The sequence below is a fragment of the Proteus faecis genome (genome assembly GCF_030286765.1).
In the GTDB taxonomy this organism is placed as follows: Bacteria; Pseudomonadota; Gammaproteobacteria; order Enterobacterales; family Enterobacteriaceae; genus Proteus; species Proteus faecis.
Genome location: NZ_JASVWV010000001.1, coordinates 76,629 through 102,243, shown reverse-complemented (window position 1 = coordinate 102,243; position 25,615 = coordinate 76,629). Strand labels below are relative to the sequence as shown.

Genomic DNA, 25,615 nt, shown 5'->3' with positions numbered 1-25,615 from the left:
GTGTTAAACACGCTTATTTAACCGATATTAAATCCCGCTATAATGGCGGGATTTTTAGATCTTATAGGAAAAATAATGATTGAAGAAATTAGGTTTACGGCGACAGAAGTTAATTGCTATGTCGAAGATGATGTTACCATTATCGGAATAGGGGATGATGCTGTTTCTCCTGATCATTTCATTATTCTTTCAAGATTTGATGAAGAAGATGAAGATATAGATAATTCAATTGGTTTAATGACCCATTTATCTGATATTGAAGCCATTAATTCGCTTGAAAAAATCACCCTTGAACGCAAAGAGATTATTTTTGCATTAAAAAACAATATGATAATAACAATTTATTTAGATATTGAAGACAATCACTTTGTTCAGCTTAATGATTATCTTCAGCGAATTATTCAAGGAAGCTCAATTAAACTTATTGAAAAATAAGATATTTTCTACTTTTCAAGATACAAATGCATTCTTGGAATAATTAATTGTAGCTTTTTAGCTTTAGGGCGATGACGAATTTGAATGTTATTGGCATCATAATCAGGAAGTTCGCCAATAACAGGTTTAAAGTCGCTCTCTTTATCAATATAGAAAGCTAATAAAGGCAAGGGGCATGCATATTGCACTTGTTTTTGAAGTTCTGAATACCAAACTCGCGCAATAGGTTGCACTTTGACAGGACGCTTTATTTTTAATTTTGCATTTTCAGGTAATTGAGAAAGAGTGATGATCTCTTTGTCCAGACGTTCAGCCCATTGTTCACTAGTATAAGGAGGAACTGCACGATTAGCCTCACGGCTTTTTTCTAATTGGGTTAATACCTCATTACGCGTTAAATTCTTAATAATATTCTTATTTGCCCAACCAAAACGCACCGTATCTGGATCAGAGAGTAGGGTGAGGGTACGATAAGCATTGAGTGTAATTAAGCCTTTTAATTGATTATGGACGAAATCAAAGCGTTCTTCTTTCGATACACCAGACTCTTTAGTCACTATATTAGAAAGCTGTTTTTTTAATAAATTAATTTGCTCAACTTGTTTTTTTACAGACTTAAATGTTTGGTTATCAGCACTAAAGCAAAGCACACCAGGTAAACGAATAGCGCGTTTACTACTAATATGTGGGGCATTATCATAAATAAACAGGTTAGCAATAAGTTTTAAGGTAAGATCCAGCGCGTCTTCGTTATAACTTGGTGACACTGTAACGTAATCAACTTCATCATGCTCTTCTTCTTTGCTCACATCGGGTAATTCAAATACAGCAGAAGGTAATAAAGTGAGCGTTCTAAGCGAAGCCGACAACGCCTCAATCTCTGTTTCTAACAGTTTAAAGCAATGATTAAATTGCTCGATTAAATCATATTTGTTCACTTTCACATCCTTATTTAGTTACAACATACAATAGACCTTTACTTAAAACGATACATTAACTTCAGTGAAAAGTACATTGGTCTAATAGGGAAAAATGAGGAAAATACGGCATACTGTATATAAACACAGTATGCCGTAAAATGGTCATTATTACAATTTAAAGGGAAATTCTTAATCATAATGATGTTTAAAAGTTAAAATCTAATAAGGTTCTAACAAATCAACATCCAGCTACTAGAGTGGTTTTAGCAAATAAACACCTAGTTAACACAAAACACCATGTTTATTGATTTTGTACCCATATATCATCACCACAATCAGGGTGTGTTGGCGGGCATTCTGAAGAAGCGATAGTTGTTGTCGAGAGTAAAATAAAAGAAACGGAAAGTGCCATAAGTAGTTTTTTAAAATAATTCATTATATTTATCCTTTGTGGTTGGTTTGTCATCGCCATCTTAAAAAAGGGGGAAAGTGTAATCAATATTCTTAATTATCAATTAACTATTACTTTTTATTGATGCCAACAATTAATTTCTAAGTGTGCTGTTTAAACGCAATGCAATTAAAAGCGCAATAGTCATTAATAGGGCGATAAATAAACCTACGCCAAGCCAACCGAAACTCACCCAGAATAATCCACCTACGGTACCTGCAAGACTAGAGCCCGCATAGTAAGTAAAAAGATAAAGGGAGGAGGCTTGGGCTCTTCCGCGCTTTGCGCGACGACCAACCCAACTACTTGCGACGGCATGTGCCGCAAAGAAACCTGTCGTTAAGATAAGCATCCCAATAAAAATAATGGGCAGTGATTCAATCAAAGTAATCAATATGCCAATTAACATCATTGAAATGCCAGCAATAAAGACCTTGCCTAAACCGTATTTAGTGGTTAATAAGCCCGCTTTAGAAGCACTATAGGTACCACTTAAATAGACGATAGAAATCAGCCCCACAGTAGTTTGACTTAATGAATAGGGTGCATCTAATAAACGATAGCCAATATAGTTAAATAAAGTAACAAAACCACCCATCAATAAACCACCTTCAATAAATAATAAAGGCAGTCCTTTATCCCTAAAATGCAATTTAGTGGTAATAAGAAGATTACGAGGTTTTAATGCGGTCGGTCTAAAGTGCTGTGAAGCAGGTAATATCTTCCAGAAAGTAATTGCAGCGAAAAGAGCAAATATACCTAGAATAACAACGGATAAACGCCAAGAATAATAATCACTTAATACCCCTGTAATAACGCGTCCGCTCATTCCTCCAATAGAGTTCCCGCTAATATACAAACCCATTGATAATGCGAGATAAGCGGGGTGAATTTCTTCACTTAAATATGTCATTGCTACTGCTGCAACACCACTTAATGAAAGCCCAACTAAAGCTCGCGTCATTAAAATGCCTGTCCAACTATTCATGGTTGCACTTAATAATGTAAAGAATGCGGCACAAAACAGCGCGATAACCATGACATTTTTACGACCATAGGCATCTGAAAGTGGGCCTGTGATTAATAATCCACACGCCATTAAAGCGGTTGAAAGTGAGAGTGCCAAACTGCTGGTTGCAGGGCTGATGGAGAACTCGTTAGATAATATTGGCAATATGGGTTGCACAAAATAGAGTAAAGCGAATGTCGCTAACCCGACCATAAAAAATGACACTGTCACTTTTATGTATAGCGCATCATCACGCTGAATATAGTGTTTAGGATTAGATTGGCGATGAGCAGTTGATCTATTGTCTGAAATATCAGCGCCTAAGCTCACACTTTTACTGTCTATTTCGTGAGTGTCCATATTGATTAAACTTCCATTACTTAAATTTGATTTATGTCAATGTTAAAAATATTTGATTTTTTTGTCTAATATATTAATTATTGGAAATAAGACTTTTAAAGTATCAATAACAATATGAGAGAAATATGAATATTGAACTTAGGCATTTACGTTACTTTATTGCTGTTGCAGAAGAACTTCATTTTGGTAAAGCAGCAGAAAGGTTAAATATTTCTCAACCTCCTTTAAGCCAACAAATACAAGCGCTTGAAAGTGAAATAGGCGCTAGACTCTTAGAGCGAACTAACCGTTCCGTTTCGTTAACACCCGCAGGACAAATGTTTTTAAAAGAGTCATATCAAATAATGGCGCAGGTCAACGCAGCCGCAACGCGCGCCGCTAGAATGGAAAAAGGTGAGTTAGGTGAGATTTCAATTGGTTTTACTTCAACAACGCCTTTTATGCATTTAGTCACCTTAAGTTTGCGGCAGTTTAGAGAAAATTACCCAGAAGTCGGTATTCATATGCATCAAATGAATACAAAACAACAGATATCGCCGTTACTGACTGGGCGTATTGATTTGGGGATCATGCGAAACACGACATTACCCGAAAATTTGCACCACCAGCTGTTATTTCGTGAGCCTTTTATTTTGGCGGTTTACGAAGGGCATCCTTTACTTGCATACAAAGAAACAGGGGTCAATATTCAGGATATCGGCCAATATCCTTTTGTTTTCTTTGAAAGAGATGTCGGTACGGCACTTTATGATGAGATTATTCAATTACTTAGTCTATCAGGAATTACGCCAACTATTGCACAAGAAGCGGGTGAAGCCATGACGATTTTAGGGTTAGTTGCAGCTGGGCTTGGGATTTCTATTGTGACAAAATCATTTACGCGAATGAAAGTTGATGGGGTGCATTATCTACATTTTGCAAATTCTCAGGCGTTCTCTGAGGTTTGGTTAGTTTCACATAATAAACGTGCTATTCCTGCAGCGGCGAATCGATTAACGCAATTGCTGTTGAAAAATATCCTAGATCACCAAAAATCTTGATTTATCTGTGTTTTTGATCACGATTTTTATGTAAGTATTGTACAATTATCACAAATTGACGACATAATCGGTAATGAATTATTTGGAGCCTCGAATTAATTATGGCTCTTTAATTAAGGAAGCATTCAATGGGGAATCAACCTAGCCACATCGATCACGTAAAACAATTCAATCTTGGCACAGTCTTTCGTTTGATTGATGAGCATGGTCCCATTTCTCGTATTTCATTGTCGAAAAAGGCAGAGCTTGCGCCAGCAAGTATTACTAAGATCACGCGAGAATTAGTTGAAGCGCATCTTATTCATGAAACGGAGTTTCCTGATGTTGGATTCCGTGGCAGACCAGCAGTCGGATTAAAATTAGAAAGCCAAGGCTGGCAATTTCTCTGTATCCGCGTTAATAAAGGTAACTTGCTTTTTAGTTTAAGAGAATTAGACAGCAAACTGGTTACTGAAGATACGTTCGATTTTCCCAAAGAATATAGCGATGATTTTCTTAATCACTTTTTAGTTGCCATTGATAAATTCTTTGAACGTTATCAATCACATGTTGAAAGACTAACGGCTATTAGCATTACAATGAATGCCATTGTTGATCCCATTAGCGGTGTTATTTATAGCTCGCCTTATTATGATATTAAAGACATACCACTTGCCGATAAAATCCATGAAAAAACGGGTGTCTCTGTATTTTTACAGCATAGTGTAACTGCATGGACAATGGCCGAATATTTATATGGTGCGGCAAAAAACAATTCAGACGTTCTGCAAATTGTTATCGATGATATTGTTGGAGCTGGCGTGATAAGCAATGGAAAAACATTGCATTCTAACAGTCATAGCGCTGTTGAAATCGGGCACACTAAAGTTATCGACTCTCAAAATAGCTGTTATTGCGGGGCAACAGGGTGTTTAGAAACAGAAATTGCCATTCCTCAATTAATCAAAAAAGCCCAACTATTAGCTCAAGAAGATCCCACTTCGTTGCTAAACAAATATCCTATTACTGTTGAGACATTGTGTGATGCAATATTAATTGGCGATAAATCCGCGCTCGAAATTGTTAATTTAGTGGCTCAGCGATTAGGTTTTATTTTGGCTGTGATGATTAATATCTTTAATCCACAAAAAATATTAATTGGTTCACCGCTTTGTCGCGCTAAATCCATTCTTTTTCCTTTGATCTTGAACCAAGTTCAACAGCATGTCATGCCACGTTATGCTCAGTCTTTGATTATTGAAGAAACAGAGTTAAGAAACAAGGGGACTTTGCCTGCGGCTTCGCTCGTAAAAGAAGCACTCTACAATGGCTCTTTGTTAATTGAGTTGATGCAAGGATAAATCAGGTAAAATAAACCGTAACAAAAGTGTTTTATAAGCGTAAATACATCAATTGATCATTAACGAATTCTCTATTTTCTACCAATTAACTAAAAAATTGAGCTATCTCAAGCCACCCGAAACAGTGTTACCCTAAACTCTAATCTCTGTCATTTTTTATGAACCTGATTTATCTGTCATAACGGAAGTAAATTATATGTTAACACGCTTTTTTGTTACGGGGACAGATACCAACGTGGGTAAAACTGTTGTAACCCGAGCACTTCTTCAGTCATTAAATCGTGGCGGGTCAACGGCAGTGGGTTATAAGCCTATTGCAACAGAATTGCATGAAACGGCTGAGGGTGAACGTAATCGTGATGCTATGATTATTCATAATTCATCGCCAGTTGAAGTTCGCTACGACGAAATTAATCCTATTTTGCTTGATAATTGTTATATTAGTGAAAATGAAATTGATTTTAATAAAATTTCAAATGAGCTAGACAATTTAAGTAAAAAAGCAGAGTGTGTTGTTATCGAGGGTAATGGTGGTTGGCGTTATTTACTCGATGATAATACCTTTTATTCTGATTGGGTGGTGAAAGAACAAATCCCAGTTGTTTTGGTTGTTGGTATTCAACCAGGCTGTGTCAATCACTCAATATTAACTGCGCAATCTATTATCAATGATGGTGTAAAATTAGTAGGTTGGGTTGCGAACAGAATAAATCCAGGATTACCTTATTACGCGAAAATTGTGGAAAGGCTGTCTCAGCATATTCCTGCACCGTTGATTGGTGAAATCCCGTATTTGTTACGTCCTGAAGAACGTGATCTCTCTTGTTACCTCGATTTAAGTCAGTTAGAAATCGCTGTACCTGCTTAAGAGAGAATATAAATAAGTAATCAAGTGGATTGCTATCTGTTTTTAAACGATACCAAACTTGTTACTTTTAAGCGCCTGATGAGTAAATTCATTGGGTGTTTTTGTTTTTTCTGATTTAGTCACAAGCATAACTAATGATAAAAATGACACATAAAGTTAAGACTAAATAAGATAAAACAAATTAGATAATAGATAACATGTTGATAAATTAGAAAAGTAGTCATTGATAAATAGTGACAAAGAGAAAGGGCGCTAATATTGCGCCCTTTTTTAATCACAAGATTTTATCAGCTATAGATTAATGACGAGTATAGATAATTTTCTTGCTATCATTTTCGCAAGTTCCGACAACTTTACCTTCTGTCTGTGCAACTTGGTCGTTCTCAACGACAGTTAAAGTAAAGTTAGCGGCTGGCACACCATTATTAACGATTTTTTGTTGAATAGACTCAACGACTTCATCACAACCTGCATTCGCGGCTAAAGGTGCAAACGCAACCAGTGTGGCCATTACAGCAAATACATATTTTTTCATATTATTCTCTCCTTGTTTTAGCGGGCAAAAACATCACTGTTTTACACTATTTACTTACGGGTTAACAGGGCGACCAGTATTACTATCTAAACAACGACGCGTTTCTGGTTCCCAATATGCGTAGACATTCGCGCTTTTCAGACAAGCATCTCGCTCATCAATGGCTTTATCTACTTTATTAAATTCGATTTTTTCCCGCTGATTGATTTGGGTACGAAGCTCTCGCTTTTGATCCCAATCTTCTTTCATTTGTCGAGCTTGTTCTTTATCTAAAACATTGTCATAGCCATCGCCATTAATGGTTACATTAGTCGAAGCGGCAACAGAAGAAAAAGAAGACACTGATAAACCAAGAAATAAGGAGAACACCATGGTTCTGATGACCTGTTTCTTAGTTAGTGTGTTTATCATGGTTGCTATCCTCTAAAGTTATGTAGCTATTGCTCTCAATGACTATTATATCTTAATAATTATAGCTGATACCTTAATAAAAAATGCGTTTTCAGTGTGTTTAATTTTGACGATGGACACTTAACCCTGCAAATGACTGACTCACAGGCATCATTTCTAGTGTATTGATATTCACATGAGCAGGTAATGTTGCTGTCCAATACACCGCTTCTGCCACATCTTCAGGTGTTAACGCATTTGCATTTGCATAAGTTTGTTCAACCTTATCACTATCACCTTTAAAACGAATTAATGAAAATTCTGTACCACCAACAAGCCCTGGCTCAATATCAGTCACGCGGACTTTTTTGCCTTGGAGATCTGCTCGCAATCCTAAGCTAAATTGCTTAACAAAGGCTTTAGTCGCGCCATAAACATTACCACCCATATAAGGCCAAGACGCTGCTGTTGAACTGATATTAATAATATGGCCTTTGTTTCTTTCAACCATAAAAGGAAGAATAGCACGAGTGACATGAACTAAACCTTTATTATTTGTCTCGATCATTGTATCCCAGTCATCAAGGCTTGCTTTATCCGCGGTATTTAAACCTAAGGCTAAGCCAGCATTATTGACTAACACATCAATTTCACTCCATTTTTCGGGTAATTGTTTGAAAATTTCACTGACTGCTTTTTTATCTGTAACATCGAGTTGCAATGGATAAAATTGTTCACCTAGCTCTTTATGTAAGCTATTAAGTTTATCCAAACGACGAGCAGTACCAATAACTTTATGTCCATGGCTGATAAAATGACGAGCAATGGCTTCACCAAAGCCAGCAGAAGCACCTGTGATAAAAATAATCATTTAATTTCCCCTCAATAGTCATAGTAATTGAAAGTAAAAGACTATCACTAGAAAGAGTCAAGTTTAAAACACGGCTTTGAGATAAATCAGGCTAAAAATCATATCCTTTTCTTATATGAAAGATTTTTATCTTTAATAATAAATAAGATTTTTGTTTTTAACTGCAAGATAAGAAGGGAAAGATAGAACAATTAACAACCCAGAAGCTGGGTTTATTGAGAAAACCCAGCTTAGTTGAATAAGGCAATGTCAGTTATTTTTTACCGACTTGATGGCCAATAACACCACCTAAGACACCACCGCCAATGGTACCTAATGCGCTACCATCTGTTAAAATAGCGCCACCGATAGCACCTGCACCGGCGCCAATTGCTGTATTACGGTCGCGTTTTGTCATGCTAGAACAACCCGCAAGTGAAAAAAGCAGAACAGAAGCGACACACAGTGTTCCAATCTTTTTTAACGTGATATTCATTTTTATAAACTCCGATATAAAGGACAATATAAAAATAAACTTATCGTATTTATACTAGGATCGGAATATTCGGGAACAATGGAGAGAAAATTCTTAAATTAACCCACATTATAGTGGGTTAATGTTTATTAGCGCATTATTAGAATGCTTGACGGAAAATTTCAATGATCTCTTTTTCATTACCTTTACGAGGATTAGAGAATGCATTACCGTCTTTAAGAGCCATTTCCGCCATATATGGGAAATCAGATTCTTTCACACCTAATTCACCTAAATGTTGCGGAATACCAATATCCGCAGAAAGGCGTGCGATAGCTGTAATAGCACGTTCTGCTGCGTCCATCACGGATAATCCTGCGACGTTTTCCCCCATAAACTCAGCAATATCTGCAAATTTCTCTGGGTTAGCAATCAGATTATAACGTAGTACATGTGGTAACAGCACTGCATTAGCGACACCATGAGGCATATCATATAAACCACCTAATTGGTGAGCCATTGCATGCACGTAACCAAGGTTTGCGTTATTAAATGCCATTCCAGCTAAAAGTGAAGCATAAGCCATATTTTCACGGGCTTTCAGATTTGTTCCCAAGGCTACAGCTTGACGCAAGTTACGAGAAATTAAACGAATTGCTTGAATAGCTGAAGCATCTGTAACAGGGTTAGCATCTTTAGAAATATAAGCTTCAACTGCGTGAGTTAACGCATCCATACCTGTTGCGGCAGTGAGTCCAGCGGGTTTGCCAATCATTAACAATGGATCGTTAATAGAAACAGAAGGGAGGTTACGCCAACTTACAATAACAAATTTAACTTTAGTTTTTGTATTGGTCAGAACACAGTGGCGAGTGACTTCACTTGCTGTACCGGCAGTCGTATTCACAGCAATAATCGGTGGAAGTGGATTTGTTAGTGTTTCAATACCAGCATAATTATAAAGGTCACCTTCATGAGTGGCTGCAATACCGATACCTTTACCACAGTCGTGTGGACTACCACCTCCCACTGTAATTATCATGTCGCATTGTTCTTTGCGGAACATTGCAAGACCTTCAAGCACATTCGTGTCTTTGGGGTTAGGTTCAGTGCCATCAAATACGGCAACATCAATACCCGCTTCTTTTAGATAACCGATAGTTTTATCTACGGCACCATCTTTTATCGCTCGCAGGCCTTTATCTGTTACCAACAGGGCTTTTTTACCGCCTAATAATTTACAACGTTCACCAACAACAGAGATAGCACCAGGACCAAAAAAGTTAACATTCGGTACCAAGTAATCAAATATACGATAGCTCATGATAAACCTTCCAATATCAGATTATTATTAAAATAAATTAAAGTATTAGTGCATTCTCACCTCGTTGATTATTAAGTCAAGGAAGTAGCTCATCAATGAGATGAATCGATTCATTTAACTTTGGTTCATTTGATATAAGTCAACGGGATATGCTTATTTGATGATGTGAGATTAAGAAAATAACTATTTTAACATATATGGTTTGACAGATTTGTATTCCGAGAGTAGGTTAGAATTTCTTAAAGAAAGGAGCAAATATGGAACCGTTGCAATTATTTAAGGTATTAAGTGATCAAACAAGGCTAGATATTGTGTTGTTACTTAAAGCATCTGGTGAATTGTGTGTTTGTGACATCTATACAGCACTAAATTTATCCCAGCCGAAAACTTCTCGCCACCTAGCTATGTTGCGAGAAAGTGGACTATTACTTGATTCTAAACACGGGAAATGGGTTCATTATCGTTTGTCTCCTACCTTATTACCGTGGGTGAAAAATATTATTGAAGTCACCTATGAAACAGAGAAAAGCAAAATAGCAGATTTACTTCAATCTATTGAAAAGAAGGGGTCAGTGAGTTGTTGTTCTGAATAAAAAATTTTAAATTAATATATATGAAAAAGCAGATATGAAGTGTCGATATGAAAAAGCAGATATGAAGTGTCGATATGAAAAAGCTAGAAGTCTTTGATCCCGCATTATGTTGTAGCACGGGAGAGGTGTGGCACTCGGTGTTGATGCATTGAGCAAACTGGCTGATTAATTTTTTCTAGTAGAAAGCTTTTAATGAGTTTTCTGAAAGAGGTTTGTATGTTTATTGCAGTATTAATATTTGTTTTGACAATCACTTTTGTTATTTGGCAACCAAAAGGATTGGGGATCGGTTGGAGTGCAACAATTGGTGCATTAATCGCATTATTACTAGGCGTCATTAATCTCCAAGATATTCCCGTGGTTTGGAATATTGTATGGAATGCAACCGCTACATTTGTTGCTGTTATTATCATTAGCCTTATTCTTGATGAAAGTGGCTTCTTTGAATGGGCCGCACTCCATGTTGCAAAATGGGGCGGTGGTAAAGGCCGTCTTTTATTTAGCTATATTATCCTGTTAGGCGCATCCGTTGCGGCACTTTTTGCCAATGATGGTGCCGCACTTATTCTAACGCCCATTGTGATTGCAATGTTGTTAGCGCTTGGGTTTAGTAAAGGAACAACATTAGCTTTTGTTATGGCAGCAGGATTTATTGCAGATACAGCAAGCTTGCCTTTAATTGTTTCAAATTTAGTTAATATCGTCTCTGCTGATTTCTTTAATATCGGATTTACGAAATATGCGTCAGTGATGCTTCCCGTTGATATCGCTGCAATTATTGCAACATTAATTATGTTACATTGGTTTTTTCGCAAAGATATTCCTCAGCAATATGACACCTCTAAGTTAGCGATGCCTGCGACAGTGATCAAAGATGTGAAAACATTTAAAGCTGGTTGGTTGGTATTACTTCTTTTATTACTTGGTTTTTTCATACTGGAACCTTTGGGTATTCCAATTAGTGCTATTGCCGCTGTTGGTGCTGTAATTTTGTGGTTTATTGCGGCACGAGGAAAGACGATTAATACTCGAAAAGTTTTACGTGGAGCACCTTGGCAAATCGTGATTTTCTCCCTTGGCATGTACCTTGTTGTTTATGGATTACGTAATGCTGGTTTGACTCAATATCTATCTGAAGTTTTTGACTTCTTATCAAGCAAAGGTGTGTGGACTGCAACACTCGGAACGGGATATATCACCGCATTTTTATCATCAATTATGAATAATATGCCAACAGTTCTTATCGGAGCCTTATCGATTGAAGGTAGTAATGCCTCTGGTTTAATTAAAGAAGCGATGATTTATGCGAATGTTATTGGTGCAGATTTAGGCCCTAAAATTACGCCAATAGGAAGTTTAGCGACATTATTGTGGTTGCATGTTTTGTCGCAAAAAAATATGACCATTACATGGGGATATTATTTTAAAACAGGTATTGTTATGACTATTCCCGTACTTACGGTAACACTGATTGCATTAGCACTTAGACTTACATTAATGAATTAGTGGTGAAAAAATGAATCGCATTGTAATTTATCACAATCCAAATTGTGGCACATCACGAAACACGCTTGAAATGATACGAAACAGTGGTGTAGAGCCTGAAATTATCCATTATCTTGAGACGCCACCCTCTAAGCATGTTTTAGAGAAACTGATTGCTGATATGGGAATTTCGGTTAAAGCACTATTACGAAAGAATGTTGAACCTTATGATAAATTAGATCTTGATCATGTTAATGTTACTGATAAACAACTTATTGATTATATGTTGAAATATCCAATATTAATCAATAGACCTATTGTTGTGACCCCCTTAGGAACTCGGTTATGCCGTCCTTCAGAAGTCGTCTTAGATATTCTTCCAAAAGCACAGAAAGGTGCCTTTTCAAAAGAAGATGGACAAAATGTTGTCGATGAAAAAGGGAATAGGCTGATATAAAAGAGTTTATTAACTATTTTTAGGGTAATAGAAGCCTCACTAAGGTGAGGTTTTTTGTTGTAATTATCGGCATCATCTGACTTAAGTAAGAAGGGCGGAAACGAAAAAATAAAGCACCCCAAGCAGGTGTAGGTGCTTTATTGTATCCAACCAATATCACTTACTCTTCGAAGTACCAATATCCTTGGTTGATAAATTCGGTTAATTCCGCAACAAAGGCTGGGTTCTTCAATGCTTCACCGAGTTCATCTACGCCAACTTCTGTAAACTGGCACAATGCATCTGCTCCCTTCGTTTCTTTGGTCGCCCAATATTCTGTATTCACAAAGAAATTATCTTCGATGCGTAGGACACGCAGTCCGCTTAGTCGGATTAGTTTTTCGCCAGCATTCAATGAGCTTAATACTTCTTCTGGCTGATATGGCGGTTCTGCAGGTGCAACATCTAGCTCATGGCGCGGAGTGGTTGCAAAACGGCCTAACCACTGTTCAAAATCACCTGGCTTATTGATCATTTCAATCATCATAGCGCGCAGGCGTTCAACTTCATAAGTCTCCATTTTTCCTGCATTATCGCGTATCGTTAGGTTTGGATCGCCATAATTTATTCCACCTAGATCTTGTTCTAGTGCGTAGTCTGCAAAGCTACTCAGCAAATCACGACCATTTGGTCCACGAAAACCGACGGAATAATTCATGGTATCTTCAAAGGTGAAGCCATCGTGAGGAAATCCAGGTGGAATATACAAAATATCGCCTGGTGCCATTTCCACATCAATAATTGGCTCAAACGGATCAACATGTAGTAATGCGGGATGCGGACAGAATTGACGCATTGGTAGGGCGTCACCTACGCGCCAACGACGGCGTCCCATTCCTTGAATGATAAAAACATCATAGTTATCAATATGAGGTCCGACACCACCTCCCGGTACGGAATAGGAGATCATCAGATCGTCAAGACGCCATTCTGGTAGCACTCGAAACGGTTTCACCAGTTCAGCTGCTGGCATATGCCAATGGTTAACTGCTTGTACCAGTAGTGACCATCCTTCTTCGCCCAATTCGCTGAAGTCTTCAAATGGCCCATGACTTGCCTGCCATTTGTTGCCAGTGAGGCTGACAAGGCGGCTGTCGATTTCCGGTTCCATTGCCAGACCTGCTAGTTCATCTGGAGTGATTGGATCGACAAAATTAGGAAATGCATTTTTCAGTACAACAGGTTTTTTTTGCCAGTATTTTTCTAAAAATTCAGGCCAGTTAAGATTCAATTTGTTAACCATGTGATCACGTCTGTATCAATGAATAAGTGGGTAATTATAGAAGTAATACACGGTGATATTTTTGTTTGGCGTCAAATGGTAGTTAATAACTGTCAGGGGAATGTTTATTGCTTCGTGCAAGATGTAGAGGTTGTTAAAATTCCCTCCATCAGGTGTCGCGCATTGGGAAAGAGCTTCGATGATTCGCGAGACACATTCATCACTGGATAAACTGGATGAGTCTATATAAAGGTTTTATTAAAACCTTTTGTAAAGTGGTGTTTGAAGAAAAGACAAAAAAACTATATTCAAGATCTAGAAAAAGCATTGGCGAATGAGCTTTAGTTTAAAAAGAAGTAACATAATCAACCAGACAAAAACAGATATTTTAGTCCCTACCTGTATTTAGATATCAAGGTTCGCATAATGTATATTATGTTAAATTAGATATATGACTAATAACTTTATTCCAAGTATATGTATCATCATCTCTAAGCCCTACTAATATGATTATTTTCTATATTAAAATATTGAACCAACGCTTTATATTCTTTCTCACTGATAGTTACTTCTCTATTTTTGAGTTTGTATTTTTCTTAAGTTTTTGGGTGTTGTGATCCTCGCTTGTGAAACATGTTCGGGTGAAAAACTTATAATTCAATTAAATATCAATTAATTACTTCATCTTTATCTTATTCATTTTTTTTGTTCCCTTAAAGCAAATGTTTTAAATGGCAATGAAATAAACTTAAGCTACAATTTAATAAACCTGCTGGAATAAATATAAAAAACTGACCTTCTTATCTTTAATTTATTATTAAAAATAAATAGTTAGCTGTATTACTAATACAGCTCGGTACGATCACACCTTTTATTTAATAAAGGGTTAATTCCTTTTAAATAGGAAATCAAAAATCATGAATAAAACTTTCGCGACCGAAATATTTATCAATGGCGAGATCCATACTCTTGATAAAGAAAATCCTCTCGCTCAAGCGATAGCTGTCTATCAAGGTAAATTTCTTTTTATTGGCTCAAATGATGAAGTGATGCAGTTTCAAAATGCAGAAACAAAAATCATCGATCTAAAAAACCACGTTATTATTCCTGGGCTTAATGACTCACATCTTCATCTGATCCGCGGTGGATTAAACTACAACCTAGAATTACGGTGGGAAGGCGTCCCTTCTCTTTCTATTGCTCTTGATATGTTAAAGGCTCAAGCCCAAGTGACACCGTCACCGCAATGGGTACGTGTTGTTGGTGGTTGGAGCGAGTTTCAATTCGCAGAGCGCCGTATGCCAACGCTAGACGAAATTAATGCGGTTTCTCCTGATACGCCTGTTTTTGTATTACACCTCTATGATAGCGCATTGCTAAACAAAGCTGCATTGCGTGCGATTGGTTATACCAAAGAGACCCCAAATCCTCCTGGTGGTGAAATTCAGCGTGATGAACATGGCAACCCGACCGGATTATTGATAGCAAAACCTAACGCGATGTTGCTCTATTCTGCATTAGCAAAAAGCCCTAAATTACCGCTTGAATATCAAGTCAATTCAACCCGCCAATTTATGAGAGAATTAAATCGTCTTGGTGTAACTAGCGCTATTGATGCGGGTGGTGGTTTTCAAAATTATCCTGAAGATTATCAAGTTGTTGATGAGCTTGCCAAAAATAACCAATTAACGATTCGTATTGCTTATAATTTATTTACCCAAAGACCAAAGCAAGAGTTTGAAGATTTCCAACAATGGACATCAATGGTATCACCCGGTGATGGCAGTGATTTTTATCGTCATAATGGTGCGGGTGAAATGTTGGTTTTTTCTGCGGCAGATTTTGAAGACTTCTTACAGCCAAGACCGGATCTTCCTGAAAACATGGAAGCTGAATTAGAAAAAGTAATCCGTCATTTAGTCGAACATCGCTGGCCATTTCGTTTACATGCCACTTATAACGAATCCATTAGCCGTATGCTAAATGTCTTTGAAAAAGTTAATAAAGAGATCCCTTTTGATGGATTACATTGGTTTTTCGATCATGCTGAAACCATCAGTGAGAAAAATATTGAACGCGTTAAAGCACTTGGCGGTGGATTAGCAATTCAACATCGCATGGCATTTCAAGGCGAATATTTTGCACAACGTTATGGTACAAAAGCACTGAAACAAACACCCCCTGTCGCCAAAATGTTAAATGCACAAGTTCCTGTTGGATTAGGTACAGATGCAACTCGTGTTGCTAGTTACAATCCGTGGACAGCGCTTTATTGGTTAGTGTCAGGGCGTACTGTAGGTGGCATGCAAATGTATGACGGCGATAATCGTTTAGACAAAGATACCGCGCTTATGTTATGGACGATGGGGAGTTCATGGTTCTCCAATGAACAAGGTAAAAAAGGCCAAATTAAAGCAGGCCAACTTGCCGACTTTATTGCCCTTTCTGCTGATTATTTTCGAGTGCCGGAAAACGAGATCAAAGCAATTGAATCACTTTTAACCGTCGTAGATGGCAAAATTGTATATGCAAATGGTGATTTTTCATCATTAACACCGCCTTCTATTCCTGTATTACCTGATTGGTCACCGGTGATCAAAGTACCAGGTCATTATTCTTACTTACAACAAGAGACAAAAACAGCGGTGTTAAATCAGCTACATCAATGCTGTGGTGCCTGTCATGTTCATGGGCATCAACATGATATCGCTCGCCAATCATCCATTCCTATTTCAGATGATAATGCATTTTGGGGCGCTTTAGGCTGTTCTTGCTTTGCATTCTAATTTTTATCATAACGATGGTTGGTGAATATTTGCCAGCCATTTCAAACAAAGAGAGATAAGACGATGGCAACGCAACGCGCCTCTGCATGGTCGCCCTTACGTAATCGTATTTTTTTCGTATTATGGATGGCAACGCTATTTTCTAATATTGGTACTTGGATGAATGATGTGGGTGCCGGTTGGTTGATGACAAACCTAAGCCCTGATCCCGTAATGATTGCCGCTATTCAAGCCATGACCACATTACCTGTTTTCTTATTGGCACTTCCAGCAGGAGCCATTGCTGATATTTTTGATAAACGAAAATTGCTTATTTTCGTCAATATCTTAATGCTCTGTGCAGCTTCATTATTGGCTGTTTTGGTGTATTTCGATGTTATCAGCATTGGCTGGTTATTATTAATTACCTTTATTTTGGGCTCTGGTGCGGCATTTTTAGGCCCTGCATGGCAAGCGATTGTGCCAAGTATTGTTGAGCCACAAGAATTAAAATCGGGTATTGCCTTAAACAGTATGGGAATTAATATTAGCCGTGCAATAGGCCCTGCACTTGCAGGTATTTTGATTTCTCAAGTTGGCCTTTATTTACCATTTTTACTAAATGCATTGAGTTTTATCGCCATTATTCTTGCTGTCTGGTGGTGGGAAGGTGAGAAAAAAGAAGAGGAAAAACTCCCTGCTGAATCTGTTGTGGCTGCGATGATCTCCGGTTTACGCTATGCACGTTATAGTCCTGCATTAATCAAAACGATTATAAGAGCCGCCAGCTTTTTTATTTTTGCGAGTGCTTATTGGGCAATGTTACCGCTAGTCGCTCGGGTATCACTACATGGCGATGCAACATTATACGGTTTACTTACCACCAGCATTGGTATTGGTGCAGTGGTTGGTGCATTTAGCTTATCAACATTGCGTGAAAAATGGAGTACCAGCACACTAATTGCTGTTGGCACTGTGGGGACTGCATTGGTGTTATTTATTTTCGCTAGTGCGACTTCAAAATATTTAGCTATTTTTGCCAGTATGCTTGCTGGATTTAGCTGGATAATCACCCTTTCCACATTAATGGTCTCAGCACAAACAGCATTGCCTAATTGGGTTCGTGCGAGAGGTCTTGCGCTCTATTTAACCGTATTTTCTGGCTCAATGGCGTTAGGTTCCCTTATCTGGGGACAAATTGCGTCACATACGTCAGTGACGGTAGCTTTGTTGTGTGCAACCGTTGGGATTATTTTAGTTTGGTTATGTGTTTTGCGTGTCAAATTGGAACATGACAACATCAACTTACAGCACTCAGAACACTTTATTTTGGATGATGGACTGATTGATATTACAACAGATAAAGGTCCTGTGTTAATTACCGTGAATTATCAAATTGAAGTCAATCACCGTGAGCAATTCCTAAGTTTGATGAATCGATTAAAAATGGTTCGTTTAAGAGATGGCGGTTATTCATGGGGGCTATTTGTTTCATCTGATGCGATTACAGAAAATAACGTTCAAACCTATATGGAAACTTTTATGGTGGCTTCTTGGGCTGAACATCTTCGTCAACATGATCGCGCAACAATGGATGATAAACAGTTGCAACAACAACTAGATAAAATAATTAGCGCTAAAAAAGTGATTCACTCTTTTTCTGCTTTTTCACGTAAGAAGTAATTAGCAGTAACCAAGCCATTAACGCTTATTAAATAGATTAGTTTAATGGCTTGGCTTTAGAATACATGCCATATTTATTTTATTCGGTTCCTTTTATTGATACTGCTATGGCTTTCTTGTACTCTGCACCGCTTCTTACCTTTGAAATAACTAAAACGTATTTGAGAAAATCATGACAGGACATCGTTCTAAAGATCCGTTACATGGCGTTACTCTTGAAATGCAAGTAAATGCGCTAGTAGCAAAATATGGTTGGGCTAAATTAGGACAACTCATCAAAATTAACTGCTTTAGAAGTGATCCTAGCGTGAAATCAAGTTTAAAGTTTTTGCGCAGAACACCGTGGGCACGTGCTGAAGTAGAAGCGCTTTATCTTGATTCTCTTGAAGCAGATATTGATGATGTGATTGAAGTTATCGATCACCCAGATTGTGATCCGTGGGCAAATAGTAGAAAGCGATAAGTGTTTTATTTTATTGTTATATTTTCTTATTCATCTCTAAACTCTTTTGGCGTCATCCCCAATTCTTTTTTAAAGATAGAGTAAAAATATTGCAAAGACGGATAGCCACACATCACAGATATTTCTTGGATTGCTAGTGTTGTTGTGGCTAATAAGTTTTGAGCGCGTTTGAGCTTTTCTTCATAAATAACGGTATGAATTGTTTTGCCAATCTCCTTTTTAAAACGTTGTTCTAAATTGGAACGCGACATATTAACGGCATCTAAAACTTGCTCTGTTTTTATCCCTTTACAGGCATTGTAATAAATATAATGCATTGCTTGAACAACGGTGGGATCATTAAAAGAATGAAAATCGGTTGAACGACGTTCGACGATTTTAACGGGAGGAACTAATATTCTTTGCTGTTTCTCTGTTACATGCCCTTCTAGCGTTTGATGTAGTAACTTCGCGGCTAAATATCCCATTCGTCGTGAGCCTTGCACAACAGAAGATAATGCAATACGCGATAAATAACGTGTCATATCTTCGTCATCAATACCAATAATACTGATTTCTTCAGGCACATTAATATTTAAATTATCGCAAACTTGCAGTAAATGTCGTGCTCTTGCATCGGTGACAGCAATAATCCCAGTTTGTGGTGGTAAAGTTTGTATCCAATCTGATAAACGGTTTTGCGCGTGTTGCCAATTTTCTTGGGTAATATCCATACCGTTATAAACAATGCCTGGATATTTTTCGCGGGTGACTAATTGACGAAAGGCATGCTCACGTTCATTAGACCAATGAGGATGATTTTTTGCTGGTAGGCCATAAAAAGCAAAGTGTTTCAGCCCTTTTTGTTTTAAATGTAAAAAGGCTTGTTGAACTAATGCGTAATTATCCGTGGCGATATAAGGTACGAGGGGATAATTTTCCTCTTGATGATAAGAACCCCCTACGCCAATGACTGCTAACGATGATTGGCTTAAATGTTTCGCAATAATCGGATCATCAAAATCAGCGATAATACCATCACAAACCCAATGATTAATATTATCAAGTCGAGTACGAAAATCTTCTTCAATAAATACATCCCAATGGCACTGTGATGCTTGAAGATATTCTCCAACACCCTCAACCACTTGTCGGTCATAGACTTTATTAGCGTTGAATAACAGCACAATACGAAAGTATTTATCTTTTTTCATTTTACTCTACCTAATCCCCCAGCTACGCATTAAACCACAGCTTTAATTTTGCTAGAACTTGCTTTCATCGCTATGTGATTACTATCACACAAGCCAAATTTCGTAATAGCAAAGTAAAAAATAGGAATAACCAATGCTACTAACAACGAGTATTTTGTTTTTAAACACGCTTGCCGAGGAGATTTTTCATGTATCAGAATAACTTTAATAAATTAATTTCTAGGCAAAATACCTATAGTGCAAAATGGTGTAATAGTAACGCTAATGTTATTCCGTTATCTGTTGCAGATATGGATATTCCTGCGCCAGATTTTATTGTCAATGCATTGACACAATTTAATCTTAAAGGAATTTATGGCTATACCGACCTTAGTGAAGATTGGAATAACGTTGCTGCAAACTGGTTTAAAACGCAATATCAGTGGATTGTAGAGCCTAGTTCTATTGTTTTTTGCCCCCGTATTATTCAAGCGGTTTCGCTTTATATTCAAAACTTCACATCCATTGGTGATAAAGTCACAACCTTATCACCAGCTTATCATCCTATTAGTAATGCTGTTTGTGTCAATCAACGTGAACTATTAGAAAGCCCGTTGATTTATCATGACGGCTATTATGAAATTGATTTTGATGACTTAGAAAGTAAGTTTAAACAGTCTGTCTGTTTTATTTTACTATCGCCACATAACCCAACTGGAACGGTATGGCAAAAAAGTGATTTAATAAAAATAGCGGAACTTGCACAAAAATATCAGGTTTTTATTATTTCTGATGATGTGCATGCAGATTTTGTTTTCGATGGTGCAAGTTACCACCCTATTTCATCAGTAAATACTTATGTAGAACAACACTCCTTTATGTGTACTTCTCCCGCTAAAACATTCAATTTAGCGGGTCTTGAAGTTGCCAATATCGTTATTGCCAATCCTGAATATCGTGAAAAATTCAAGCAATGCTTAATTGCTGCGGGTATTCATAATCCTGGCTATTTTTCAGTTCCCGCTTTTTTACAAGCTTATACCTTACAAGGCCAACAGTGGATTGGTGAATTAAAAACGTACCTTGCTGATAATCGTCGTTGGGTAAAAGAACAATGTGAACGTTATTTTCCTGATTGGGTTATCACTCAAAGTCATGGCACCTACATGCTATGGATCAACTACCAAAAAATGCAGTTATCTGAAGAACAACTAAGACATTGGTTTGTTTCATTAGCTGAAGTGGAAATGAGTTGGGGGCGTGGTTTTGGTGCGGTTGGGGATGGTTTTTTCCGCATTAATATCGCGACACCTCGTTCAATATTAGAAACCGTTTTCACTCGGCTTATTCGTACCTTACCTCACGCCAGTTTGGAATAAATTACAATGAAAACGCAAACGATAAACAGTCCGAGAACACCTACATTACTCGAATCTCTCTTTCCGATATTCACCATGGTGGTGCTATTAGGAGGAGGCTACGCCACTTTTGATTTACCACCAGAGCCGTTAATGGTGCTGTCTACAGTTGTAGCTGCGCTATTAGTAAAACGATTAGGATATCGCTATGACGAGATCTTAACGGCTATCTCACAAAAAATTGCTAAGACTATGCCCGCATTGCTGATTTTAATCAGTGTGGGCTTGTTAATAGGCACATGGATGATTGGCGGTACCATTCCTCTGATGATCTATTACGGATTAAAAATGATCAGCCCAGAAATGCTTTATGTTACTGCATTATTGGTTACATCATTAGTGTCAGTCTGTACGGGAACTTCATGGGGCTCAGCAGGAACCATTGGTGTTGCTTTTATGGGGGTTGCCGTTGGTATGGATGCAAACCTTGCAGCAACAGCTGGTGCTGTCGTCGCGGGTGCCTATTTTGGTGACAAACTTTCACCATTATCTGGTGATACCAACCTTGCCGCCATGGCTGCGAGGATCGACCTCTATCAACATATTTGGCACTTACTTTACACCACACTGCCTTCACTGATTTTAACGGCAATTGTGATGATTGTTTATGGCATGAATGGTGATTTAGCAGGTCAAGGTGTACCAGAAAAAGTGACCTTAATTACAAATGGTCTGGAGAATGTTTATAACTTCAATTTAATTCTTCTCATTCCTGTATTAGTCATTTTATATGGTTCAGTAACGAAAAAGCCCACTATCCCAGTAATGTTAGCCTCTGCCGCAATTGCGATGTTTAACGCTTATCTTATTCAAGGCTTTGGATTACATGACATCGTAAAAAGTGCAGTTGATGGTTTTAATGTTTCAATGATCCAAGGGAAAGAGGTTCCTGAATTATTAGGTAACTTATTAAATCGTGGTGGCATGAACTCGATGATGAGCACCCTGCTTATCTGTTTCTGTGCCCTCTCTTTTGCCGGTACCTTATCATTAAGCGGCGCATTAGAAGTGATTGTCCATGCATTGTTAAAAATGGTTCACTCAACAGGTTCAATGATCTTAGCCACGATTGTTTGCGGGTTAACCATGATTGGCGTGACTTGTAATGGACAAATCTCAATTCTTATTCCTATCGAAATGTTACGCGGTGCCTACATCGAACGAGGCTTACACCCTAAAAACCTCGCTCGTACCGTAGAAGACTCCGCCACTATTTTTGAACCCATTTTACCGTGGACAGCCGCAGGGGCTTATATGGCAGGTACCTTAGGTGTTGCAACCTTAAGTTACTTACCTTGGGCTGTATTGTGCTGGAGTGGCATCTTCTTTGCCATGCTGTGGGGTTTCACGGGCTTTGGCATTGCCAAATTAACACCAGAAGAGCAGGAAGAGATGACTGCTGAGCTTGGATCACATTCAGAATTACAACTTGATACTAAATAAGGACGGTTCCATGTCTTACTTTGATAAAATTGAACAAATTCAATATGAAGGCACAACAAGCGATAACCCATTAGCGTTTCGTTACTATAACCCTAATGAGATTATTTTAGGTAAACGAATGGAAGATCACCTAAGATTTGCGGCTTGTTATTGGCATAACTTCTGCTGGAATGGTTCTGATATGTTCGGTATCGGTACTTTTGATAGACCGTGGCAAACACCGGGTGAAGCTTTAGAGCAAGCAAAACGCAAAGCCGATGTTGCCTTTGAGTTCTTTCATAAGCTCAATGTTCCTTTCTACTGTTTTCATGATGTAGATGTGATTTCTGAAGGTAATAACATCAATGAATATATCTCTAATATGGCAGCTATTACTGATGTATTAGCGAAAAAACAAGAAGAAACTAACGTTAAGTTATTATGGGGAACGGCAAACTGCTTCACTCATCCTCGTTATGGTGCTGGCGCGGCAACTAACCCTGATCCTGACGTTTTTGCATGGGCTGCGACACAAGTTTGTGAAGCGATGAAAGCGACAAAAGCGCTAGGTGGTGAAAACTATGTCTTATGGGGTGGACGTGAAGGCTATGAAACTCTGTTAAACACAGATTTACGCCAAGAAAGAGAGCAAATTGGCCGTTTTATGCAGATGGTTGTTGAACACAAACATAAAATTGGTTTCCAAGGTACATTACTGATTGAACCAAAACCACAAGAGCCAACAAAACATCAATATGATTATGATACTGCGACTGTTTATGGCTTCTTAAAACAGTTTGGTCTTGAAAAAGAAGTTAAAGTCAACATTGAAGCCAATCATGCAACATTGGCAGGACATAGTTTCCATCATGAAATTGCGACGGCTATTGCATTAGGGATTTTAGGCTCTGTTGATGCTAACCGTGGCGATCCACAATTAGGTTGGGATACAGACCAATTTCCAAATAGCGTAGAAGAAAATGCACTTGTGATGTATGAAATTCTTAAATCAGGTGGATTTACAACGGGTGGTTTAAACTTTGATGCTAAAGTTCGTCGTCAAAGTAATGATAAATATGACCTTTTCTATGGACACATTTCAGGAATGGATACAATGGCAATGGCATTACGCATTGCAGCAAGAATGATCCAAGATGGCGGCCTTGATAAATTTACGGCACAACGTTATTCAGGTTGGAGTGCGGAGTTTGGTCAAAATATCTTACAAGGCAAATTAACTCTTGAAGAAGTGGCGAAATATGCACAAAGCAATACCTTAGCACCACAGTTACAAAGTGGCCGCCAAGAAATGTTAGAAAGTTTAGTCAATCGCTATATTTTTGGTTAATGGCATAAAACGTAATAACACAGCGGAGTTTCCGCTGTGTTTATTAATTAAATACAGATCATGAGGTAACTTTATGTATTTAGGGCTAGATTTAGGTACTTCAAGCGTTAAAGCGATCATCATGAATGAGCAAGGTGACGTTGTTGCCAGTCATTCTGTTTCTTTAGCAATATCACGCCCTCACCCTCAATGGTCAGAACAAGATCCTCTGCAATGGTGGCAAGCAACGGAAGAAGCCATTCTTCAGCTTGGGCGCAGTTATCCAATGGATAAAATCGAAGCGATTGGATTAAGCGGACAAATGCATGGCGCCGTTTTGCTTGATGCACAACAATCGGTGCTACGTCCCGCCATCCTATGGAACGATGGTCGTAGTTTTAAACAGTGCCAAATGCTTGAGACGCAATATCCTCAGTTTAAAAAAATCACTGGTAACTTAGTTATGCCCGGCTTTACTGCACCAAAACTACAATGGGTTGCTGAACATGAACCTGAAATCTTTCAACGTATTGCACATGTTTTATTACCTAAAGATTTTTTACGTTGGAAGATGAGCGGTAATTTTGCTAGTGATATGTCAGATTCAGCCGGTACGCTTTGGTTAGATATGCAAAAGCGAGATTGGAGTGATGAACTTTTAAATGCGACAGGATTAACGCGTCGTCAAATGCCTACATTGTTTGAAGGTAATCAAATAACGGGGTATCTATTGGCTGATATTGCTAAAAAATGGCAGATGAAACAAGTGCCTATTATTGCAGGTGCTGGCGATAATGCGGCGGGAGCAATTGGTGTTGGTGTTTATCAACCAGGCCAAGCAATGCTCTCTTTAGGGACTTCAGGTGTTTATTTTGTTGTTAGCGAAAAATTTCTCCAAAATAGTGACAATGCAGTACACAGTTTTTGTCATGCATTACCTAATACTTGGCATTTAATGTCTGTCATGCTAAGTGCAGCATCATGTCTTGATTGGGTGTGTCAATTAACAGGAATTGAGAGTGTAGGTGCAATGTTTGACGAAGTTGAACAGGCTACTTTTGCTAAGAGTCCCCTGTTGTTTTTACCTTATCTTTCTGGTGAACGGACACCTTATAACAACCCTAATGCGAAAGGTGTTTTTTGGGGATTAACCCATGAGCATCAACGTGCTGACTTGTGCCAAGCTGTTCTTGAAGGTGTGAGTTTTGCATTACGACAAGGGATAGAAGTTGCTGAAAATGCAGGCCAATCAGCTGATAATATTACATTAATTGGTGGTGGTGCCAGAAGTGAATATTGGCGACAACTTCTTGCAGATATTACTGGAAAAAATCTCGATTATCGTCAAGGTGGTGATGTTGGTCCTGCACTTGGCGCGGCAAGACTTGCACAATTAGCAGTAAACCCGGCTTATTCATCGCAGGTTATTCTTTCTCAACCTAAGCTAGAAAAACGTCATACACCCAATTTAGAAAAACATAAAACATACAACAAAAAATATCACGCCTTTAAAAAGTTATATTCATTAATTGATTCAATGGAAATATAACTGCATTGCGTCAATATCAGGGT

The 25,615-nt window shown here is 38.1% G+C and carries 24 protein-coding genes; 14 read left to right on the top strand and 10 right to left on the bottom strand.

Annotated features, from left to right (window positions below; all coding sequences use genetic code 11):
* The first annotated feature begins 75 nt into the window (after positions 1-75).
* Positions 76-435 carry a hypothetical protein gene (locus QSH13_RS00450; RefSeq protein ID WP_109397385.1) on the top strand — a complete coding sequence of 120 codons (360 nt, stop codon included), beginning with the start codon at positions 76-78 and terminating at the stop codon, positions 433-435.
* An 8-nt stretch (positions 436-443) separates the two neighbouring features.
* Here the strand turns inward: QSH13_RS00450 and tus are convergent, their stop codons facing one another.
* The 3 genes from tus to QSH13_RS00435 form a co-directional block, all read right to left on the bottom strand.
* On the bottom strand, positions 444-1,373 hold the full coding sequence (tus, locus tag QSH13_RS00445) for a DNA replication terminus site-binding protein (protein ID WP_109397386.1): 930 nt from the start codon (positions 1,371-1,373) through the stop codon (positions 444-446).
* Positions 1,374-1,656: 283 nt separating this feature from the next.
* The gene (locus tag QSH13_RS00440; RefSeq protein WP_267128368.1) at positions 1,657-1,791 is read right to left on the bottom strand and encodes a hypothetical protein; all 135 of its coding nucleotides are present in this window, start codon (positions 1,789-1,791) and stop codon (positions 1,657-1,659) included.
* 109 nt (positions 1,792-1,900) lie between these two features.
* Complete coding sequence (locus QSH13_RS00435; RefSeq protein ID WP_109397387.1) at positions 1,901-3,175, bottom strand: MFS transporter; 1,275 nt, start codon at positions 3,173-3,175, stop codon at positions 1,901-1,903.
* Between the two features lie 125 nt (positions 3,176-3,300).
* Here QSH13_RS00435 and QSH13_RS00430 point away from each other — a divergent pair, with 125 nt between their 5' ends.
* The 3 genes from QSH13_RS00430 (at position 3,301) to bioD (ending at position 6,423) form a co-directional block, all read left to right on the top strand.
* Positions 3,301-4,215, top strand: a complete 915-nt coding sequence (locus QSH13_RS00430) for a LysR family transcriptional regulator (protein WP_109397388.1) — start codon at positions 3,301-3,303, stop codon at positions 4,213-4,215.
* 128 nt (positions 4,216-4,343) lie between these two features.
* Positions 4,344-5,555 (top strand): sugar metabolism global transcriptional regulator Mlc, encoded by a 1,212-nt coding sequence (gene mlc / locus QSH13_RS00425; RefSeq protein ID WP_109397389.1) that lies wholly within the window; start codon positions 4,344-4,346, stop codon positions 5,553-5,555.
* A 196-nt stretch (positions 5,556-5,751) separates the two neighbouring features.
* Complete coding sequence (bioD, locus tag QSH13_RS00420) at positions 5,752-6,423, top strand: dethiobiotin synthase (protein WP_109397390.1); 672 nt, start codon at positions 5,752-5,754, stop codon at positions 6,421-6,423.
* Between the two features lie 298 nt (positions 6,424-6,721).
* On the opposite strand, the gene QSH13_RS00415 is transcribed toward bioD, so the two are convergent.
* From QSH13_RS00415 to dhaT, 5 genes are all read right to left on the bottom strand, one after another.
* Positions 6,722-6,958, bottom strand: a complete 237-nt coding sequence (locus tag QSH13_RS00415; RefSeq protein ID WP_099075341.1) for a DUF1161 domain-containing protein — start codon at positions 6,956-6,958, stop codon at positions 6,722-6,724.
* Between the two features lie 54 nt (positions 6,959-7,012).
* The gene (locus tag QSH13_RS00410) at positions 7,013-7,369 is read right to left on the bottom strand and encodes a DUF1283 family protein (protein WP_109406329.1); all 357 of its coding nucleotides are present in this window, start codon (positions 7,367-7,369) and stop codon (positions 7,013-7,015) included.
* 100 nt (positions 7,370-7,469) lie between these two features.
* Complete coding sequence (gene ydfG, locus QSH13_RS00405; protein ID WP_109397392.1) at positions 7,470-8,219, bottom strand: bifunctional NADP-dependent 3-hydroxy acid dehydrogenase/3-hydroxypropionate dehydrogenase YdfG; 750 nt, start codon at positions 8,217-8,219, stop codon at positions 7,470-7,472.
* 253 nt (positions 8,220-8,472) lie between these two features.
* Entirely contained in the window at positions 8,473-8,694 is a 222-nt protein-coding gene (gene osmB, locus QSH13_RS00400; RefSeq protein WP_006536908.1) for an osmotically-inducible lipoprotein OsmB, read from the bottom strand.
* 139 nt (positions 8,695-8,833) lie between these two features.
* A complete protein-coding gene (dhaT, locus tag QSH13_RS00395; protein ID WP_109406328.1) occupies positions 8,834-9,997 on the bottom strand; it encodes a 1,3-propanediol dehydrogenase in 1,164 nt (387 codons plus the stop codon).
* A 257-nt stretch (positions 9,998-10,254) separates the two neighbouring features.
* On the opposite strand from dhaT, the gene QSH13_RS00390 reads away from it, so the two are divergent.
* From QSH13_RS00390 to arsC, 3 genes are all read left to right on the top strand, one after another.
* The gene (locus QSH13_RS00390; protein WP_109406327.1) at positions 10,255-10,590 is read left to right on the top strand and encodes a metalloregulator ArsR/SmtB family transcription factor; all 336 of its coding nucleotides are present in this window, start codon (positions 10,255-10,257) and stop codon (positions 10,588-10,590) included.
* 216 nt (positions 10,591-10,806) lie between these two features.
* On the top strand, positions 10,807-12,096 hold the full coding sequence (locus tag QSH13_RS00385; RefSeq protein ID WP_286038679.1) for an arsenic transporter: 1,290 nt from the start codon (positions 10,807-10,809) through the stop codon (positions 12,094-12,096).
* A gap of 10 nt (positions 12,097-12,106) precedes the next feature.
* Positions 12,107-12,532, top strand: coding sequence for a glutaredoxin-dependent arsenate reductase (gene arsC, locus QSH13_RS00380; protein ID WP_109397396.1), 426 nt, complete (start codon positions 12,107-12,109; stop codon positions 12,530-12,532).
* Between the two features lie 160 nt (positions 12,533-12,692).
* On the opposite strand, the gene QSH13_RS00375 is transcribed toward arsC, so the two are convergent.
* On the bottom strand, positions 12,693-13,814 hold the full coding sequence (locus tag QSH13_RS00375) for a ribosomal protein uL16 3-hydroxylase (protein WP_109406325.1): 1,122 nt from the start codon (positions 13,812-13,814) through the stop codon (positions 12,693-12,695).
* A gap of 896 nt (positions 13,815-14,710) precedes the next feature.
* Here QSH13_RS00375 and QSH13_RS00370 point away from each other — a divergent pair.
* From QSH13_RS00370 to QSH13_RS00360, 3 genes are all read left to right on the top strand, one after another.
* Complete coding sequence (locus tag QSH13_RS00370) at positions 14,711-16,579, top strand: amidohydrolase (protein WP_286038678.1); 1,869 nt, start codon at positions 14,711-14,713, stop codon at positions 16,577-16,579.
* Between the two features lie 63 nt (positions 16,580-16,642).
* Complete coding sequence (locus QSH13_RS00365; protein WP_286038676.1) at positions 16,643-18,241, top strand: MFS transporter; 1,599 nt, start codon at positions 16,643-16,645, stop codon at positions 18,239-18,241.
* A gap of 172 nt (positions 18,242-18,413) precedes the next feature.
* Complete coding sequence (locus QSH13_RS00360; protein ID WP_109397400.1) at positions 18,414-18,704, top strand: VF530 family protein; 291 nt, start codon at positions 18,414-18,416, stop codon at positions 18,702-18,704.
* A gap of 26 nt (positions 18,705-18,730) precedes the next feature.
* Here QSH13_RS00360 and QSH13_RS00355 read toward each other — a convergent pair whose 3' ends face one another.
* The gene (locus QSH13_RS00355; protein ID WP_286038675.1) at positions 18,731-19,897 is read right to left on the bottom strand and encodes a XylR family transcriptional regulator; all 1,167 of its coding nucleotides are present in this window, start codon (positions 19,895-19,897) and stop codon (positions 18,731-18,733) included.
* A gap of 188 nt (positions 19,898-20,085) precedes the next feature.
* Between QSH13_RS00355 and QSH13_RS00350 the strand changes: the two genes are divergently transcribed.
* The 4 genes from QSH13_RS00350 (at position 20,086) to xylB (ending at position 25,592) form a co-directional block, all read left to right on the top strand.
* Entirely contained in the window at positions 20,086-21,255 is a 1,170-nt protein-coding gene (locus QSH13_RS00350; protein WP_286038673.1) for a MalY/PatB family protein, read from the top strand.
* A 6-nt stretch (positions 21,256-21,261) separates the two neighbouring features.
* Complete coding sequence (nhaC, locus tag QSH13_RS00345; RefSeq protein WP_286038672.1) at positions 21,262-22,737, top strand: Na+/H+ antiporter NhaC; 1,476 nt, start codon at positions 21,262-21,264, stop codon at positions 22,735-22,737.
* Positions 22,738-22,747: 10 nt separating this feature from the next.
* Entirely contained in the window at positions 22,748-24,064 is a 1,317-nt protein-coding gene (gene xylA / locus QSH13_RS00340) for a xylose isomerase (RefSeq protein WP_109397404.1), read from the top strand.
* Between the two features lie 73 nt (positions 24,065-24,137).
* Positions 24,138-25,592: a xylulokinase gene (gene xylB, locus QSH13_RS00335; protein WP_286038671.1), complete on the top strand. Its 1,455-nt coding sequence runs from the start codon at positions 24,138-24,140 to the stop codon at positions 25,590-25,592.
* The last annotated feature ends 23 nt before the right edge of the window (positions 25,593-25,615 follow it).

What these genes read in the sequence shown, in the direction of transcription:
- QSH13_RS00450 (WP_109397385.1), top strand. Translation starts at nt 76, where the DNA reads ATGATTGAAGAAATTAGGTTTACGGCGACAGAAGTTAATTGCTATGTC.
- QSH13_RS00440 (WP_267128368.1), bottom strand. Translation starts at nt 1,791, where the DNA reads ATGAATTATTTTAAAAAACTACTTATGGCACTTTCCGTTTCTTTTATT.
- QSH13_RS00435 (WP_109397387.1), bottom strand. Translation starts at nt 3,175, where the DNA reads ATGGACACTCACGAAATAGACAGTAAAAGTGTGAGCTTAGGCGCTGAT.
- QSH13_RS00430 (WP_109397388.1), top strand. Translation starts at nt 3,301, where the DNA reads ATGAATATTGAACTTAGGCATTTACGTTACTTTATTGCTGTTGCAGAA.
- mlc (WP_109397389.1), top strand. Translation starts at nt 4,344, where the DNA reads ATGGGGAATCAACCTAGCCACATCGATCACGTAAAACAATTCAATCTT.
- bioD (WP_109397390.1), top strand. Translation starts at nt 5,752, where the DNA reads ATGTTAACACGCTTTTTTGTTACGGGGACAGATACCAACGTGGGTAAA.
- QSH13_RS00415 (WP_099075341.1), bottom strand. Translation starts at nt 6,958, where the DNA reads ATGAAAAAATATGTATTTGCTGTAATGGCCACACTGGTTGCGTTTGCA.
- QSH13_RS00410 (WP_109406329.1), bottom strand. Translation starts at nt 7,369, where the DNA reads ATGATAAACACACTAACTAAGAAACAGGTCATCAGAACCATGGTGTTC.
- ydfG (WP_109397392.1), bottom strand. Translation starts at nt 8,219, where the DNA reads ATGATTATTTTTATCACAGGTGCTTCTGCTGGCTTTGGTGAAGCCATT.
- osmB (WP_006536908.1), bottom strand. Translation starts at nt 8,694, where the DNA reads ATGAATATCACGTTAAAAAAGATTGGAACACTGTGTGTCGCTTCTGTT.
- dhaT (WP_109406328.1), bottom strand. Translation starts at nt 9,997, where the DNA reads ATGAGCTATCGTATATTTGATTACTTGGTACCGAATGTTAACTTTTTT.
- QSH13_RS00390 (WP_109406327.1), top strand. Translation starts at nt 10,255, where the DNA reads ATGGAACCGTTGCAATTATTTAAGGTATTAAGTGATCAAACAAGGCTA.
- QSH13_RS00385 (WP_286038679.1), top strand. Translation starts at nt 10,807, where the DNA reads ATGTTTATTGCAGTATTAATATTTGTTTTGACAATCACTTTTGTTATT.
- arsC (WP_109397396.1), top strand. Translation starts at nt 12,107, where the DNA reads ATGAATCGCATTGTAATTTATCACAATCCAAATTGTGGCACATCACGA.
- QSH13_RS00375 (WP_109406325.1), bottom strand. Translation starts at nt 13,814, where the DNA reads ATGGTTAACAAATTGAATCTTAACTGGCCTGAATTTTTAGAAAAATAC.
- QSH13_RS00370 (WP_286038678.1), top strand. Translation starts at nt 14,711, where the DNA reads ATGAATAAAACTTTCGCGACCGAAATATTTATCAATGGCGAGATCCAT.
- QSH13_RS00365 (WP_286038676.1), top strand. Translation starts at nt 16,643, where the DNA reads ATGGCAACGCAACGCGCCTCTGCATGGTCGCCCTTACGTAATCGTATT.
- QSH13_RS00360 (WP_109397400.1), top strand. Translation starts at nt 18,414, where the DNA reads ATGACAGGACATCGTTCTAAAGATCCGTTACATGGCGTTACTCTTGAA.
- QSH13_RS00355 (WP_286038675.1), bottom strand. Translation starts at nt 19,897, where the DNA reads ATGAAAAAAGATAAATACTTTCGTATTGTGCTGTTATTCAACGCTAAT.
- QSH13_RS00350 (WP_286038673.1), top strand. Translation starts at nt 20,086, where the DNA reads ATGTATCAGAATAACTTTAATAAATTAATTTCTAGGCAAAATACCTAT.
- nhaC (WP_286038672.1), top strand. Translation starts at nt 21,262, where the DNA reads ATGAAAACGCAAACGATAAACAGTCCGAGAACACCTACATTACTCGAA.
- xylA (WP_109397404.1), top strand. Translation starts at nt 22,748, where the DNA reads ATGTCTTACTTTGATAAAATTGAACAAATTCAATATGAAGGCACAACA.
- xylB (WP_286038671.1), top strand. Translation starts at nt 24,138, where the DNA reads ATGTATTTAGGGCTAGATTTAGGTACTTCAAGCGTTAAAGCGATCATC.